Source organism: Bradyrhizobium embrapense (assembly GCF_001189235.2).
GTDB lineage: Bacteria > Pseudomonadota > Alphaproteobacteria > Rhizobiales > Xanthobacteraceae > Bradyrhizobium > Bradyrhizobium embrapense.
This window is the reverse complement of sequence record NZ_LFIP02000002.1, coordinates 923,262-938,872: the sequence shown is the minus strand read 5'-3', so window position 1 is coordinate 938,872 and position 15,611 is coordinate 923,262. Positions and strand designations below refer to the sequence as shown.

General features: G+C 61.3%; 15 protein-coding genes and 1 tRNA gene. 9 read left to right on the top strand and 7 right to left on the bottom strand.

Going from position 1 to position 15,611, the window contains the following annotated elements; genetic code table 11:
• The first annotated feature begins 58 nt into the window (after positions 1–58).
• Positions 59–580: a hypothetical protein gene (locus AKN83_RS11880; protein ID WP_050402714.1), complete on the top strand. Its 522-nt coding sequence runs from the start codon at positions 59–61 to the stop codon at positions 578–580.
• 165 nt (positions 581–745) lie between these two features.
• On the opposite strand, the gene AKN83_RS11875 is transcribed toward AKN83_RS11880, so the two are convergent.
• Positions 746–1,285, bottom strand: a complete 540-nt coding sequence (locus AKN83_RS11875) for a Dps family protein (RefSeq protein ID WP_050402715.1) — start codon at positions 1,283–1,285, stop codon at positions 746–748.
• 125 nt (positions 1,286–1,410) lie between these two features.
• Here AKN83_RS11875 and AKN83_RS11870 point away from each other — a divergent pair, with 125 nt between their 5' ends.
• The 5 genes from AKN83_RS11870 (at position 1,411) to AKN83_RS11850 (ending at position 7,454) form a co-directional block, all read left to right on the top strand.
• A complete protein-coding gene (locus AKN83_RS11870) occupies positions 1,411–2,100 on the top strand; it encodes a class I SAM-dependent methyltransferase (RefSeq protein WP_050402716.1) in 690 nt (229 codons plus the stop codon).
• A 77-nt stretch (positions 2,101–2,177) separates the two neighbouring features.
• Positions 2,178–2,253: transfer RNA gene (locus tag AKN83_RS11865), tRNA-OTHER, on the top strand.
• Between the two features lie 328 nt (positions 2,254–2,581).
• Positions 2,582–6,046, top strand: coding sequence for a carbamoyl-phosphate synthase large subunit (carB, locus tag AKN83_RS11860; protein ID WP_050402717.1), 3,465 nt, complete (start codon positions 2,582–2,584; stop codon positions 6,044–6,046).
• A 197-nt stretch (positions 6,047–6,243) separates the two neighbouring features.
• Complete coding sequence (greA, locus tag AKN83_RS11855; RefSeq protein WP_157113323.1) at positions 6,244–6,717, top strand: transcription elongation factor GreA; 474 nt, start codon at positions 6,244–6,246, stop codon at positions 6,715–6,717.
• 341 nt (positions 6,718–7,058) lie between these two features.
• Complete coding sequence (locus AKN83_RS11850) at positions 7,059–7,454, top strand: DoxX family protein (RefSeq protein ID WP_050402719.1); 396 nt, start codon at positions 7,059–7,061, stop codon at positions 7,452–7,454.
• A 441-nt stretch (positions 7,455–7,895) separates the two neighbouring features.
• Here the strand turns inward: AKN83_RS11850 and AKN83_RS11845 are convergent, their stop codons facing one another.
• The 5 genes from AKN83_RS11845 to AKN83_RS11825 all read right to left on the bottom strand — a co-directional run bounded on the left by AKN83_RS11845 (position 7,896) and on the right by AKN83_RS11825 (position 11,212).
• Positions 7,896–8,543, bottom strand: coding sequence for a hypothetical protein (locus AKN83_RS11845; protein ID WP_157113322.1), 648 nt, complete (start codon positions 8,541–8,543; stop codon positions 7,896–7,898).
• Between the two features lie 143 nt (positions 8,544–8,686).
• The gene (locus tag AKN83_RS11840; RefSeq protein ID WP_050402720.1) at positions 8,687–8,887 is read right to left on the bottom strand and encodes a hypothetical protein; all 201 of its coding nucleotides are present in this window, start codon (positions 8,885–8,887) and stop codon (positions 8,687–8,689) included.
• A gap of 187 nt (positions 8,888–9,074) precedes the next feature.
• Complete coding sequence (locus AKN83_RS11835; protein ID WP_050402721.1) at positions 9,075–9,659, bottom strand: protein-S-isoprenylcysteine O-methyltransferase; 585 nt, start codon at positions 9,657–9,659, stop codon at positions 9,075–9,077.
• Positions 9,660–9,839: 180 nt separating this feature from the next.
• On the bottom strand, positions 9,840–10,382 hold the full coding sequence (locus AKN83_RS11830; protein ID WP_244521959.1) for a GDSL-type esterase/lipase family protein: 543 nt from the start codon (positions 10,380–10,382) through the stop codon (positions 9,840–9,842).
• A 116-nt stretch (positions 10,383–10,498) separates the two neighbouring features.
• Entirely contained in the window at positions 10,499–11,212 is a 714-nt protein-coding gene (locus AKN83_RS11825; protein ID WP_172803526.1) for a thioesterase domain-containing protein, read from the bottom strand.
• Positions 11,213–11,613: 401 nt separating this feature from the next.
• Between AKN83_RS11825 and AKN83_RS11820 the strand changes: the two genes are divergently transcribed.
• Entirely contained in the window at positions 11,614–12,813 is a 1,200-nt protein-coding gene (locus AKN83_RS11820; RefSeq protein WP_050402724.1) for a hypothetical protein, read from the top strand.
• 38 nt (positions 12,814–12,851) lie between these two features.
• On the opposite strand, the gene AKN83_RS11815 is transcribed toward AKN83_RS11820, so the two are convergent.
• Positions 12,852–13,331, bottom strand: coding sequence for an Lrp/AsnC family transcriptional regulator (locus tag AKN83_RS11815; RefSeq protein ID WP_050402725.1), 480 nt, complete (start codon positions 13,329–13,331; stop codon positions 12,852–12,854).
• Positions 13,332–13,615: 284 nt separating this feature from the next.
• On the opposite strand from AKN83_RS11815, the gene trxB reads away from it, so the two are divergent.
• Positions 13,616–14,581, top strand: coding sequence for a thioredoxin-disulfide reductase (trxB, locus tag AKN83_RS11810; protein WP_050402726.1), 966 nt, complete (start codon positions 13,616–13,618; stop codon positions 14,579–14,581).
• Between the two features lie 2 nt (positions 14,582–14,583).
• On the top strand, positions 14,584–15,504 hold the full coding sequence (locus tag AKN83_RS11805; protein WP_028344089.1) for a LysR family transcriptional regulator: 921 nt from the start codon (positions 14,584–14,586) through the stop codon (positions 15,502–15,504).
• Positions 15,505–15,611 lie beyond the last annotated feature (107 nt).

Here is a 15,611-nt window from a genome sequence, read left to right as displayed (position 1 = left end):
GGCCGACGGTTTGGTTTGTCCTGATATCATGGCCCCGCGAGGCGCTGGAGAAATTACCATGTCGGTCGTCAGCAGCGATGCCGAGCCCCTGACTTTTGTCTTCCAGGACGACGGCTTGGTGCCGAACAATCCGATGCCGTTCCTGGTCTACAAGGGCGCCGTCAACCTCGGCAAAGATCCGGAAGCCACGATCGAGCGACTGTTCGGCGACAATGGCTGGGGCGCGATGTGGCGCAACGGCGTCTACGACTTCACGCATTACCACGCCACCGTGCACGAGGTGCTGGGCGTCGCTTGCGGCAGCGCGCGCGTGCAGTTCGGCGGCGCGCGCGGGCGTGCGCTGGAGATCACCGCCGGCGACGTCGCGATCCTCCCCGCAGGCACCGGGCATCAATGCCTGTCGGCGAGCGGCGATTTCAGCGTAGTCGGCGCCTATCCGCCTGGCCCGCCAATGGACCTGCAGCGGCCGACGCCGGAGAACCACGCCAAGGCACTGAAGACGATCCCGCTGGTGGCCCTCCCCGCAACCGATCCGGTGATGGGCAAGGACGGGCCGCTGGTGCGGTTGTGGAAGCGGTGATGCGCCAACGCGCTGCTCCCCGTCCCTTCTCCCTTGTGGGAGAAGGTGGGGCGGATGAAATCCGCGATGGACGAGGGGTCTGCATCCGCAGATAGAGACCCCTCATCCGGCTTCATCTCGCTCCGCTCGTGCGCCACCCTCTCCCACAAGGGGAGAGGGTGAGACTCAGGCCGCGTTGCTGCCTTCCTGGCGGCTTGCCTCGAACAGGAACCAGGTGCGGCGCTCGGTTTCGTCGATGAAGGTTTCGAGCAGGCCGGCGGTGCCGGAATCCTCATGGTCGTCGGCGAGCTTGTGCGCCCTGCGCATCGCCGCCGCGACGTGCTTGTTGTCCTCCATCAGCTCGCGCAGCATTTCGCGCGGCGGGACATAAGCCTCGTCATTGTCCTTGATGGTCTGGTGCTTGGCGATGTCGCCGATCGACCGCAGCGTCGCGCCGCCGAGCTTGCGCACCCGCTCGGCGAGCTGGTCGGTGGTCGCGAAGATCGCGTCCGACTGCTCGTCCAGCAACAAATGGTAGTCATGGAAATGCCGGCCGCTGACGTGCCAGTGAAAATTCTTGGTCTTCAGGTAGAGCGCGAAGGCGTCGGCCAGTAGCGTGTTGAGCGAGGCCGAGATTGCGTCCACTGCGGCTTGCGGCAAATCACTCGGCGTACCGAGATCGGCTGATATCTTGTCAGACTTGGCGTTACTGTTGGCTTTGCTCACGTTGGACCTTCCTGTTAGGAACCCCGTATTTCGGCGCATTGAACATTGGCCGCCGGACCGCTAACGCATCATCAGCCCACCTGTTCCTGAAAGTCAGGAACCCGTTCTGCCGGATACCAAACGCGATGGATGAATGGATCGACTATTACGATTCCACACATACGATTTATGCTAGCCGACTGCACCGCGACCTGCATTTCCAGGTCATCGCCAACGACATCATCGGCTACATCACCTCGCCCGGCGCCGTGGTGCTAGACTACGCCTGCGGTGAGGCGCTGTCGGCGGCGAAGGTCGCCAATGCCTGCGCCCAGCTCTATCTGGCGGAGCCTGCGCCCGGCGTGCGCGGCCGCCTGGTCGCGCGTTTTGCGTCCGACACCAGGATCCGCATCCGCTCGCTCGATGAATTGAAGAACATGGCGGCGGATTCGATCGACCTCGTGGTGATGAACTCGGTGGCACAATACATGACGCCGCAGGAGCTCGACGCCGCGTTCGACGTGATCCATCGCCTGCTGAAACCCTCGGGCCGCTTCGTGCTCGGCGATATCCTGCGGCCCGAAGTCGGCATGGCGAGGGACGTCATAGCGCTGCTGCGCTTTGCCGCGACCCACGGCTTCCTGCGCGATGCGTTGATCGGGCTCGCCTCGACGGCGCTGTCCGATTACCGGCAGCTGCGCACCAGGATCGGGCTGCAGCGCTACCGCGAGGACGAGATGATCGCAAAGCTCGCCGCCGCAGGCTTTGACGCCACGCGCGCGCCGCGCAACATCGGGCACAATCCGTGGCGGATGACATTCGTGGCGCACCACTGACCCAAGGTTGCGCCAGGCATTAACGTTACCCTAAAGCAAACGTAGCCGGCGCTGAAATAATCAGTAATGATCCACTCGGCCCGGTGGCGGAAGCGTCGACGCGGCAGTGGTGCAACACTGTTTATCCTGGTTCAAATCCAGGCCGGGCCTCCAGCCTTCGCTGCTGACGCAGCTTCGGCTCGGCAAGCCTTGTTGTAGCGAAGGCTGCCGCGGCGTAGCCCACAGGGACGAAGCCGTGCCTCCCGGGCAACCCACCCCACATCCCGAGCACCCCCAACCGGGCATACGTCAGATGAGGAATTTCCCCCGAATCGCAGTTGATTGGGCGTTTTTGGGGGTTTCGCGGGTGCGGAAACTGGTCTAAAGACCACCCGCGCGCGAGGGATCGCGCTTCCGGCGCTACAAAAGGTAGCGCATGGCTCGAGGGACGCGCGGAAAGCGCGCCCTTTTTTTGTGCCCAAATTCCAGTCCGCGAGAGCTGATGCCCAAAAGAACCGACATCTCCACCATCCTGATCATCGGCGCCGGTCCCATCGTGATCGGCCAAGCCTGCGAGTTCGACTATTCCGGCACGCAGGCGGTGAAGGCTCTGAAGGAGGAGGGCTACCGCGTCGTCCTCGTCAATTCCAATCCGGCCACCATCATGACCGATCCGGAACTGGCGGACGCCACCTATATCGAACCGATCACCCCCGAGATCGTCGGCAAGATCATCGAGAAGGAGCGCCACGTCATCCCGGGCGGCTTCGCGCTGTTGCCGACCATGGGCGGCCAGACCGCGCTGAACTGCGCGCTGTCGCTGCGCCGTCAGGGCACGCTCGACAAATTCGACGTCGAGATGATCGGAGCCACCGCTGACGCCATCGACAAGGCCGAGGACCGCCAGCTGTTCCGCGAGGCCATGACCAAGATCGGGCTGGAGACGCCGAAATCGCGGCTCGCCAATGCCTCGGCGCTGAAGAAGACCTACCGCGATAAATACCTGGCCGAGCGGGAGAAGCTGTCCGGCGAGGCGCTGGAAGAACTCGAACGGCAGTGGACGCTCGGCGAGAACGACCGCCGCAAGCGCTATCAGGAGCACGCCTTCGGTGAGGCACTGATGGCGCTGTCGGAAATCGGCTTGCCCGCGATCATCCGGCCCTCCTTCACCATGGGCGGCACCGGCGGCGGCATCGCCTACAACAAGGAGGAGTTCCTCGACATCATCGAGCGCGGGCTCGACGCCTCTCCGACCAACGAGGTGCTGATCGAGGAAAGCGTGCTCGGCTGGAAAGAGTACGAGATGGAGGTGGTGCGCGATAAAAAGGACAATTGCATCATCATCTGCTCGATCGAGAATCTCGATCCGATGGGCGTGCATACCGGCGATTCCATCACCATCGCGCCGGCGCTGACGTTGACCGACAAGGAATATCAGGTCATGCGCGACGCCTCGCTGGCGGTGCTGCGCGAGATCGGCGTCGAGACCGGCGGCTCCAACGTCCAGTTCGGCATCAACCCGGTCGACGGCCGCATGGTCGTGATCGAGATGAATCCGCGCGTGTCGCGCTCGTCGGCGCTGGCGTCGAAAGCCACCGGCTTCCCGATCGCCAAGGTCGCGGCCAAGCTCGCCGTCGGCTACACGCTCGACGAGATCGCCAACGACATCACCGGCGGCGCCACCCCCGCCTCGTTCGAACCGACCATCGACTACGTCGTCACGAAAATTCCGCGCTTTGCGTTCGAGAAATTCCCCGGCGCCTCCTCCACGCTGACCACGTCGATGAAGTCGGTCGGCGAAGTGATGGCGATCGGCCGCACCTTCCAGGAAAGCCTGCAGAAGGCCCTGCGCGGGCTCGAGACCGGCCTGACCGGCCTAGATGAAATCGAGATCGAGGGGCTCGGCCGCGGCGACGACAAGAACGCGATCCGCGCGGCGCTCGGCACGCCGACGCCGAACCGCATCCTGCAGGTCGCGCAGGCGATGCGGCTCGGCTGGACCGACGAGGAGATCTTCAACTCGTGCAAGATCGACCCGTGGTTCCTCGCGGAGATGCGCGCCATCGTCGAGATGGAGGGCAAGGTCCGCAGCAACGGCCTGCCGCCGAACGCGTTCGGCATGCGAACCCTGAAGGCGATGGGCTTCTCGGATGCGCGGCTCGCCGTGCTGACCGACACCACCGAAGCCGACGTGACCGCCAAGCGCCATGCCCTCGGGGTGCACCCGGTGTTCAAGCGCATCGACACCTGCGCGGCGGAGTTCGCTTCGCCCACCGCCTACATGTATTCGACCTATGAGCGGCCGTTCGCCGGCGAGCTTGCCGACGAGAGCGCGCCGTCCGACCGCAAGAAGGTGATCATTCTCGGCGGCGGGCCGAACCGCATCGGCCAGGGCATCGAGTTCGACTATTGCTGCTGCCACGCCTGCTTCGCGCTCGAGGACGCCGGCTACGAGACCATCATGGTCAACTGCAATCCGGAAACGGTGTCGACCGACTACGACACTGCGAACCGGCTGTATTTCGAGCCGCTCACCGCCGAGGACGTGCTGGAGATCGTCGCGACCGAGCGCAAGAAAGGAACGCTGCACGGCGTGATCGTGCAGTTCGGCGGCCAGACCCCGCTGAAGCTCGCCCGCGCGCTGGAAGCCGCCGAAGTGCCGATCCTCGGTACATCGCCGGACGCGATCGACCTCGCCGAGGACCGCGACCGTTTCAAGCGTGTGCTCGACAAGCTCCGCCTCAAGCAGCCGAAGAACGGCATCGCCTATTCGGTCGAGCAGGCGCGCCTGGTGGCCGCCGATCTCGATTTGCCGCTGGTAGTGCGCCCGTCCTACGTGCTCGGCGGCCGCGCGATGCAGATCATCCGCGAGGAGACCCAGCTCAACGATTACCTGCTCGGCACCCTGCCCGAGCTCGTCCCCGCCGACATCAAGGCGCGCTATCCGAACGACAAGACCGGGCAGATCAACACCGTGCTCGGCAAGAACCCGCTGCTGTTCGACCGCTATCTGTCTGATGCGACCGAAGTCGACGTCGACTGCCTCTGCGACGGCAAGGACACCTTCATCGTCGGCATCATGGAGCACATCGAGGAGGCCGGCATCCATTCCGGCGACTCGGCCTGCTCGCTGCCGCCGCATTCGCTCGACGCCAAGACCATCGACGAACTGGAGCGGCAGACCCGCGAGCTCGCGCTCGGCCTCGACGTGGTCGGCCTGATGAACGTGCAATACGCCATCAAGGATGGCGAAATCTACGTGCTCGAGGTCAACCCGCGCGCATCCCGCACCGTGCCGTTCGTCGCCAAGGTGATCGGCACCCCGGTCGCCAAGATCGCGGCGCGGATCATGGCCGGCGAAAAGCTCGCCGACTTCAAGCTGAAGAAGAAGAAGCTAGACCATGTCGGCGTGAAGGAATCGGTATTCCCGTTCGCGCGCTTCCCCGGCGTCGACACCGTGCTCGGACCGGAGATGCGTTCGACCGGCGAAGTGATGGGCCTCGACCGCTCCTTCGAGGTCGCGTTCGCGAAGAGCCAGCTCGGCGGCGGCACCCGCGTGCCGCGGCAAGGCACGGTGTTCGTCTCGGTGCGTGGCGACGACAAGATGCGCATCGCAGATGCGGTGCGGCTGTTGCACTCGCTCGGCTTCAAGGTGATGGCAACCTCGGGCACGCAACGGTATCTCAGCGACAACGGCGTGCCGACGGAAAAGGTGAACAAGGTGCTGGAAGGCCGTCCGCACATCGTCGACGCCATCACCAATGGCGACGTCCAGCTGGTGTTCAATACCACCGAAGGCCCGCAGGCCCTGGCCGACAGCCGCTCGCTGCGGCGGGCTGCCCTCTTGCATAAAGTGCCATATTACACCACTCTTTCAGGCGCGGTGGCGGCCGCACGGGGGATCCGGGCCTATCGGGACGGGGACCTTGAGGTCCGCACGCTTCAGAGTTACTTTTCCGAAAGCTGACCGCCGCCTGGGCTGAAGGCCCGACGCGGTCAATTAGCCGAATGGCTGGAACTCACCGCGCGATTGGATGTTGTCACGGCCCTTAGCGGGGCTGAAAATCACTGGGCTTCCGGGCGCGTTCGCGTCCTGATTCCTGCGTTGGCTGAACTGGATATTCGTGCACGGCCGCCGGGCGCGCACGATGAAGGACGAAGATGATGGATAAGGTTCCGATGACCGCGGGCGGTTACGCCGCGCTGACGGACGAGCTCAAGAAGCGACAGTCGGAGGATCGTCCGCGCATCATCGAACATATTGCGGAAGCGCGCTCGCACGGCGACCTCTCGGAGAACGCCGAGTATCACGCCGCGAAGGAAGAGCAGTCGCACAACGAGGGCCGCATCGCCGAGCTCGAGGACAAGCTGGCGCGCGCCGACATCATCGACATTTCGAAATTGTCTGGCGACACCATCAAGTTCGGCGCGACCGTGACGCTGATCGACGAGGACACCGAGAAGAAGGCGGTGTGGCAGATCGTCGGCGAGGTCGAGGCCGACGCCAAGAAGGGCCGCATCTCCATCACCTCGCCGCTGGCGCGCGCGCTGATCGGCAAGAAGAAGGGCACCACCGTCGAAGTGATGGCCCCGGGCGGCGCCAAGGCCTACGAGATCACCAAGGTCGAGTGGCGATAGTTACCTGACGTGACTGGTGCAGAAAAGCCGCGTGCTGCACGCGGCTTTTTTTATGCCCGCACTCTGACGGCAATGTGAGTGGAGAGGCGCCGCGGTCCGGACTAGGCAAGCCGTGACATGTTTATGCAGTATAATCATGTCGGGGGACGGAGTTCGGGCTGACGATTGCGTCGCAACACGCATCACTGCGCATCACCGTGTCACTGCCGCGTTGTCTCACACCTGCCGTTGCACGAGGAATGATTCCAGGCGCGAGGTGTTGACATCACACTCCGGTGGCGGACACCGTGTGCTTCTGCTTCGTGCAACGTTCCAGTTTGTCAAACAGGGGGTAAATGACAATGGACCAGATGTTATCCAAGTTTCAACCGGTGGCACTCAGCCTGTTCCGGTTCATCACCGGCCTGCTGCTGTTTCAGTTCGGCGTCGCCAAGCTTTTCAAGTTCCCGCCCGGGACGATGTTCGAGAAGGTCGAACTGTTCTCGTTGATCGGAGCTGCCGGCACGCTCGAGCTGGTCCTGGGCGGACTGCTGATGATCGGCCTGTTTTCACGGATCGTGGCCTTCATCCTGTCGGGTGAAATGGCTTTCGCCTACTTCATGGGGCACTTCCCGAAAGGCTTCTATCCGCTGCTCAACAACGGCAGCCTGGCGATCGCGTTCTGCTTCGCCTGCCTGTATCTCGCGACCTCGGGCCCAGGCCCGATCAGCGTCGACGCTGCAATCGGTAAGAGGTAACAGCGCTGAGCCCGTCCCGTTCAACCGGGACGGGTCCGTCGCGGTTGCTCCGCAACGGACAGCGACGATATCTGTCGAGCAATGCAAGGATAGTCAGAGAGCCTAAGGGCGCTGTCCGAGCGCGATGGACAAACCCGAAGAGCGTTGCAAAGATGGAAGAGCCGCGGTCTGGCGGACGATCTTCCTAGCGGTCAAAAACGGCGCCTAAAGCCGCCACATACTGAAAGGCCAGTTGCTGCTCACAGTTTCTGGCTGCCTTGCGAGAAAGCCGAATATAAGCGCCAGTTTAAATGGCGTTTTGGTGGGCTCGAGCTTGTATCCCGCATCGGTTCGCATTGGATGCCAATGCAATCATCTGCCCCTTCGTCTGAAGTAGGCTCAGAGGCGTTCCCGATAACGGCTTGCCCAAGTGCAGCCGCAAGGGGGTCTTGGGCGGGAAAACTAATGATCCGAAGCGAGTTGCACCGTTTGGCGCCCGCCGTTCAGGTCTCTCAACTGGTTCACGTATTCCTCAGGCTTCAGCAAATGGAACGGAGCCTTCAAGCCCATGAAGCTGGCAATGCGACCGATAAAAGCCGTACAATTGGTCGTTTCCGCGTTCCAAACAGGCGAACTCGCCTGAAGCTCCTTGATGTAGGCAAAGACCTTCTTCGCGTCCGCCTCAGTCAGGTACACGCGATAGCTGGCCGTCAAATACTGGACGTCAAGGTCGCCGTAGCTTGCTCCCGTCTCGGAGGGCACCCACATAAGATGTCCGAGCACGTAAGGCAGGACGTCGCCCGCCGGGTGCAGCCCCGCAACTTCAACCTGCTTCTCGCTCGTCTTGCCGTACCAGATAAAGGCATGCCCATAGGAAGCTGCCGTGCGGGCACGAAAGTCCACGTAATACGGCCCTTTGGCCGTGGACCTTCGAACCGGTTTTACGTCTGCTCCAGAGACGGAAGCACTCGGTGCAGCAACGGCCGCCGCCACAACCGACCTTGACGACGGTTTACGCGACTTATCCTGCTGCAACGGGGCTTGATCCGTTTGCGCAGCCAATTGCTGCGCATGACTGGTGCCGGCTTCCAGAGCAAAGGAAGCCACCATGACACCGACTCCGGCAAGCAGCCCCAGGCCGCTCCGTTTCCGCTTCACTTCTAGCACCTTCAAACCCTCACTAGGGCACGACGACAGCCCCAAGCAGCGCCTTCAGCGGATGCTAAAGGGGCGCGCTCCAGGCAATCCTCGAGCTAACCCTTCGTTACGATCGGAGCAGGCGCTTTTCCAACCGGATACTTGCCGACCGGGTACTTGCCGACCGGGTACTTGCCGATTGGCATCTTGCCAATCGGAGCAGTTTCAGCGACCGGCTGCGGATGAGGAAGGTCGGCGGCGGTGGCAGCAGCCATGAACCCGAAAGTCGCAACTCCAACAACCAGAAACTTCAACATAGTGATCTCCGATATGGGTAGCTGAGCACGAACAACTTACCCTCTAACGGCTGCAACGCAATTAACGCTGTATCGAACCTGGTGCTCCTGCGGTCGTTTCTTTGCCGGATGTGACAAAAACGACACGGAATGATTGCCTTGTTGGTGTTGGATTATGGATGGGCGAGACCGATCTCGTACAGCCGGCTCAGAACAGCCCCGGAATAATGCGTCCGGTCCGCGCCATATATTCGCGATACTCGTCGCCGAACGTTTCCAGCATCATCTGTTCTTCTCTGGCAACCCGGCCGAAAAACAACGTCCCAAATCCGATCAGTCCAGCCAAACCGGCTACCAAATTCGGCAAAAGCAATGCTTGAGCGACAGCCCAAAGCCAGAACGCGGAATACATGGGGTGCCGAATTTTTCGATAGATTCCATCCGTGATCAGGCGGTGATTTTCCCGCACATCGAGACTTAACGACCAATTCCGACCAAGGGCCCGATGGGTTAGCCGGAACATGACCAGCGCCGCGACCGCCACGAAAACGCCCAGCCAGGCTTGAGCCGGCCGGAACACGTAAGATGCGAAATGAGGCAGGGTCGTTACAATGTAGATGAATGGCACAACACCGAGACCCGTGAGCGATATTAGCAGCAGGGTGTTTTCGCGAAGACCTCGCGCGCTCCTCAAGACCTTTTCACGGCGAGCACGACGTGCGTATCGGTAGCGGATGAGGTACCAACCGACCGCCATCATGACAAACACGAACTTGGCAATGTCAGGTGTCATCGTGGGCCAAACGCTAGTTTCGCTGGCGCGTCATCTTTGCCGACCATTGAACGGGCGCCGTCTTGAGCGAGCGGCTGAGATTTGACCGAAACAGGTCTGCGGACCAACATCTAGCAATCATACAAGGCTTGCGGGTCGATTGCACCGACAAGTTGGCAGCTTGCGACGGCAAAGCCTTTTCTATCTCGCCCGCGGCGGCGTCGCGATGGCTTTCCGGCCTATCATCGCCAACACGCGCGGGAGCAACTGCGACGCTATGAAGGCATGACCGTCAGCCGTCAGATGGATTAAGTCAAAAGCGTAATACTGGCGGGGAATCTCTTCGTCGTACAAGATGGTCTTGATGCCGCGCTCGCGTAGCCGCCGCTCCATTGCCGCGATGTTGGCCGCCCGCTGCTCCTTCGTGACGAGGAAACGCCTGTCATTGCCTCCAGGCTGCAAAATGACGATGTCGGTTCCCTTTGGCACATCGCTATCAAGGCGTTTGAGCATGCCGGCCGTGGTATCGAAGGGAATGCCGGCATTGACGACGCTCGCGCTAATGCCCTTCTCCCTCAGCAGGGCTTCCAGCTTGGCAGGGTAGGCGCCCTGCTTCCCAACGTACCAGCCTTGCGTGTTGCTTGCGCCAACCGCCACCATATGAATCGGCCTTGTGAAGCCCGCGCACACGGTCGCCACGATACACAGGGCCATAGCGACCGAGAATTTTCTGAACGGCGTCACCGACTGCCTCCGGCCTGAAGTGCTAGAGAGAACAATACGAACACCGGTCCGCTACAGACCTAAAGCCTTACGTGCAGTATCAAACCCCACACTTCAGCTCTCTTTTGAGCGTCATGCTAGGAATTGGTTGAGGCTCCGGCCGCAGGCAAATCCGAGTTCGAAGGATTCTGGCGTTGTCGTGGGCGCGCGACAGCGGGGCCGATTGCCCTGATCTTCCGTATCACCAGGCTATGCAACGCCGCGCTCTTATCGATGTTGAAGTGGTCGACGTTGACATCGCGAACCTGGAAGTTTGTAAGCTCGCCGCGGAAGCCGGGGCCGGGACTTATTCGATCGCTTGCATGCTTGTACAGATTCAAAACCCTTGCGACATTCGCCGTCGCCGCATGAGGCGATGTGCCGTCGAACGGGACAACCAAAGCGACCGGCACGCCCATTTGGCCGAGGTACTCTGCCATCGACATCACGGCATCCGCACCAAGAGAGTGGCCCACGAGTACAATGGGCCCGCGCTGGCCAGTCCTGTAATTCGCGATAATTTCGTCGGCAACGCCTCTCCACTGGGCGTGATTGGCGACGTCCGCGGCGATGCCGGTCGCGCGCAGCTGGGCGGCGAGGTCGTCCATGCCCAAGGAAAAGACGTTCAGCAATCCGCGGAACAGATAGACGTGCGTTGCCGAGGAATGCAATCGAGCCTGCGGACCTGTCGATCTGAGTGCAATCGCAATTCCGGGACGCGCCTGAGCCCCGGTGTTCGAATACAAGCTGCTTGCAAAAAGGACCGTCAGGACGGCGCATACCAGCGCCGCGCTGTAACGTAGTCTTTCCATTTCAGGATCCCTCGCCGACTTCAAATCTGGCCGCATTAAAGCAAACTTGGGAATCGTGACAATCAAGAACGATTTTGAAACACGTGTTGAGGCACGCAATTGGTTTGCTGTCGCGGATTTGCCACACCGAAAAGAGCCATCAGGCCGCGCCGCTTCACGACCGTCCGGGTCAATTGGCTCCGATCACGGCTGGTCCCCTGCACTTTTTCGATCAAGGCCGATCTCAACCAGTGCCGCCCTCGCGGGTGGAGTGGTAATTTGATAGGGTCGGGTCCCATCATCCATGTCAGGTTCAGCAGGGATTGCGGATCAACGCCGTATGGGTTCCGGAGTAAGCTGCCGATGCGTTCATTTTGCTGGATGAGTGGCAACCAATGTCCAAGCAGATTTCGAGTTGTTAGATGATTCGACGACGGCACGTCTTCCACGTTGGCGGTTACGATCCCATCACTCCGGAACAGCAGGTTGAGCGCCTGCGCCGCTCGCTCGCCAGCTTCGACAAGATCTGGGGCGCTTCTTCACGGCTGTCGGAAATCTCGAGCACATCTGCAATCGATGCTTCGTGCAACGTGGAGGCGTGGGGTCCAAACTGGAAAACCAGCATCACCTTCGAGATGCTGCGCTGGGATGATCTCATTCGCTGCGATTCGAAAGTGGGGCTCGTGCCTCGTCTCGTGCAGTCCGCGAGAGCGCTGTTCGACTTCATCATCACGGGAACACTGTTTAGATATGCGATCGCGAGCTGGAAGTACGCCCTCTTCTTCGTCTTTCCCTATTGCAGCTTGCTGCTGATCGCATTGTGCAGCGCTGGGCTATCGTATCTGGTGATCAGGCCCCTGCACGCCACATTTTGGGTAGGGCTGCCGCTTGGCATTCTTCTGTCGCTTGCCATTTTCGTCGGCGCGGTGCTCTGGATTGGACCGAAGCGTCGGATAAACCATATTCTCGATGATGCCATTTTCTCCCACAAGTTCCTTTACGGGCGCAGAAGCGAACTTGATGCGCGCCTCGACGATTTTGCGGAGCTGATCGCAAAGAGAGCTCAGGCTGCAAAAGTTGATGAAATTCTCATTGTTGGCCATTCCCTTGGCGCCGCACTCACAATAGCTGCAGTCGCGCGCGCGCTAAAATTGGATCCCCTGCTTGAAACGCGCGGACCGAAGCTGTGCATTCTCACGGTGGGCGCCACTATTCCCAAATTCGCATTGCATCCGATGGGCGGCCAAATTCGGGAAGCGGCACAACTTGTGGCGGGAACGTCTGCCATCGACTGGGTCGAATACCAGGCACGAGATGACGCGATCAGCTTCTATCGCTTCGACCCCGTCACGCTGAAACGTACCAGCCGGGACTATTCAGGAGAGCACCCCAAGATTCGGCGCGTCCAAATACATTCAATGATAAGTCCGATCCGCTTCAGACGGCATCGGTTCGACTTCATGCAGATCCACTATCAGTTCTTGATGGGAAACGATCAGCTTTCGGCTTACGACTATTGCATGATTACTTGCGGACCGCTCGAGTTCGATGTCGCGACTTCACCATCCGGGGCAGTTGGACTATTCGACGCAAACGGTTCGGTGGTGACTGCCCGAAGTTGACGAGGAGCCTCTTCACTCCAGCTCAAACATCGGATGCGCTACGACGCCGCCTTCACGCCCAACGGCACCGCGGCTTCGTATTTCGAATTGTGCAGCACCAGCGACGTCCTGACGTTGCGCACATGCGGCGCGGCCGTCAGGTGGGTGACGAAATCCTGGAACGTCGCCATGTCGGGGGCGACGCATTTGAGGATGAAATCGACCTCGCCCGACAGCATCCAGCATTCCCGCACCAGCGGCTCGGCGCGCACGAAGTTCTCGAATGCGCGGAGATCGGCGTCGGCCTGGCTCGACAGATGCACCGAGGCGAACACCGTGACGTCGTAGCCGAGGCGGCGCGGATCGAGCAGGCCGCGGTAGCCTTGGATGTAGCCCTCCTCCTCCAGCGCCCGGACCCTGCGCAGGCAGGGCGGTGGGGAGATCCCGACGCGTTTGGCGAGTTCCACATTGGTGATTCGGCCATCGGCCTGGATCTCGGCGAGGATTTTGAGGTCGATCTCGTCAAGGTTCTTCGACACGCGACTTGGGTTCCCTAAGGGTTTGGAAAGACTTGGCAGGTCTGCCGGCAACTCTCATAGCGCAGCCAGCCGGCATTGCGCAATTTTATTGCGCGTGCAGCGCACGATTTCGCGAACGTGACTTCAGTTCCGGGGAAAAATCGCTGCCATGGATTGCAAATCTTGCATAGCTACCCAGATATCCTAGACTTGGATTTGACACTTTTGGCGCCGCCGTGACGCGTTTCCGGGGCGCTTCCCGCACAAGTCCTTGATCAAAATCCCCAAAACAGAGGGATCTCAAAATGCCCGCGCCTACCCATGCCAAGGTCGTCATCATCGGGTCCGGCCCCGCCGGTTACACCGCAGCGATCTACGCGGCGCGCGCGATGCTCGAACCGATCCTGATCCAGGGCATTCAGCCGGGCGGGCAGCTCACCATCACCACCGACGTCGAGAACTATCCGGGATTCGCGGACGTGATCCAGGGCCCCTGGCTGATGGAGCAGATGGAGAAGCAGGCCGCCCATGTCGGCACCAAGATCGTCACCGATCTCGTCAACAAGCTGGAACTCAGCCAGCGCCCGTTTCGTCTGACCTGCGATTCCGGCGACGTCTATCTCGCCGAGACGGTGATTCTGGCCACCGGCGCCCAGGCGCGTTGGCTCGGACTTCCCTCGGAAGAAAAATTCCAGGGCGGCGGCGTGTCGGCCTGCGCGACCTGCGACGGCTTCTTCTACCGCGGCAAGGACGTCGTGGTGGTCGGCGGCGGCAATACCGCGGTCGAGGAAGCGCTGTATCTGACCAATCATGCCTCGCAGGTCACCATCGTGCATCGCCGCGATCACTTCCGCGCGGAGCGCATCCTGCAGGAGCGGCTGTTCAAGCATCCCAAGATCAAGGTGGTGTGGGACTCCGCGATCGACGAGATCTGCGGCACGGAGAACCCAAACAAGGTCACCCATGTGCGGCTGAAGAACGTCAAGACCGGCGCGCTGACCGACCTCAAGACCGACGGCGTCTTCATTGCGATCGGCCATGCGCCGGCGACAGAACTCGTCAAAGGCCAGATCAAGCTGAAACCGTCGGGCTATGTCGAGGTGGCGCCGAACTCCACGGCGACCTCGGTGCCCGGCCTGTTCGCCGCGGGCGACGTGGCGGATGAAACCTTTCGGCAGGCGGTCACCGCCGCTGGTCTCGGCTGCATGGCGGCGCTCGAGGCCGAACGCTTCATAGCTCTTCGCGCGAGCGATCGCGCAGCGGCGGAATAATCATGGCACGATCTCGCGACGGATTTACGGACATGGACTGGGACAAGCTGAAGGTCTTTCACGCAGCGGCGGAGGCTGGCAGCTTCACGCATGCCGGCGAGCAGCTTGGCCTGTCGCAATCGGCGGTTTCCCGCCAGGTCAGCGCTCTGGAGCAGGAGCTCTCGGTGTCGCTGTTTCACCGCCATGCCCGCGGCCTGATCCTCACCGAACAGGGCGACCTGCTGTTCCGCACCGCGCATGACGTGTTCATGCAGTTGCAGGCGGCGCGCGCGAAGCTCACCGACAGCCGCGAGCGGCCGAGTGGCGACCTCAAGATCACGACGCCGCCGGCGCTCGGCATCAACTGGCTGATCCCGCGGCTCGACGAATTCACCGCGCTCTATCCGGATATCCGGATCTCGCTGATCGTCACCGACGAGGACCTCGATTTGTCGATGCGCGAGGCCGACGTCGCGATCCGCACCCGCAAGCCGACCCAGCCTGACCTGATCCAGCGCAAGCTGTTCTCGATCGGCTTCCATGCCTATTGCTCGCCGGAATACATCAAGCGCTTCGGCACGCCGCGGACGCTGGACGATCTCGATTCGCACCGCATCATCATGCTCGGCGACTCGCAGGTGCCGCCGCATCTGCAGAACCGCAGCTGGCTGATCGATGCCGGCCGCAACGGCTCCGGTCCGCGCGAACCCTACTTCAAGGTCAACAACATCCTAGGGTTGGTGCGCGCCTGCCAGCAGGGCCTCGGCATCGCCGCGCTGCCGGACTATCTGGTCGAACAGAACAACCTCGTGCAGCTGTTCGGCGAGTCCGACTCGATCGCGCTCGACACCTACTTCGTCTATCCGGAAGAGCTGAAGACGGTAGCCCGGGTGCAGGTGTTCCGCGACTTCGTGGTCAGCAAGGCGCAGCGCTGGCCGTCCTGATTAAGCCAGCCTTATGGACTGGGTTATAGGCTTTCCGCGCTGCCCCAACAGGCCCCTGAATCTCCGCATGACTGACATGCGAGCTGGATAGTTGCTGCAAGGCGTCG

Bases quoted from the DNA above. Each gene is read 5' to 3' on its own strand.
- AKN83_RS11880 (WP_050402714.1), top strand. From the start codon at position 59: ATGTCGGTCGTCAGCAGCGATGCCGAGCCCCTGACTTTTGTCTTCCAG.
- AKN83_RS11870 (WP_050402716.1), top strand. From the start codon at position 1,411: ATGGATGAATGGATCGACTATTACGATTCCACACATACGATTTATGCT.
- carB (WP_050402717.1), top strand. From the start codon at position 2,582: ATGCCCAAAAGAACCGACATCTCCACCATCCTGATCATCGGCGCCGGT.
- greA (WP_157113323.1), top strand. From the start codon at position 6,244: ATGGATAAGGTTCCGATGACCGCGGGCGGTTACGCCGCGCTGACGGAC.
- AKN83_RS11850 (WP_050402719.1), top strand. From the start codon at position 7,059: ATGGACCAGATGTTATCCAAGTTTCAACCGGTGGCACTCAGCCTGTTC.
- AKN83_RS11845 (WP_157113322.1), bottom strand. From the start codon at position 8,543: ATGGTGGCTTCCTTTGCTCTGGAAGCCGGCACCAGTCATGCGCAGCAA.
- AKN83_RS11840 (WP_050402720.1), bottom strand. From the start codon at position 8,887: ATGTTGAAGTTTCTGGTTGTTGGAGTTGCGACTTTCGGGTTCATGGCT.
- AKN83_RS11835 (WP_050402721.1), bottom strand. From the start codon at position 9,659: ATGACACCTGACATTGCCAAGTTCGTGTTTGTCATGATGGCGGTCGGT.
- AKN83_RS11825 (WP_172803526.1), bottom strand. From the start codon at position 11,212: ATGGAAAGACTACGTTACAGCGCGGCGCTGGTATGCGCCGTCCTGACG.
- AKN83_RS11820 (WP_050402724.1), top strand. From the start codon at position 11,614: ATGATTCGACGACGGCACGTCTTCCACGTTGGCGGTTACGATCCCATC.
- trxB (WP_050402726.1), top strand. From the start codon at position 13,616: ATGCCCGCGCCTACCCATGCCAAGGTCGTCATCATCGGGTCCGGCCCC.
- AKN83_RS11805 (WP_028344089.1), top strand. From the start codon at position 14,584: ATGGCACGATCTCGCGACGGATTTACGGACATGGACTGGGACAAGCTG.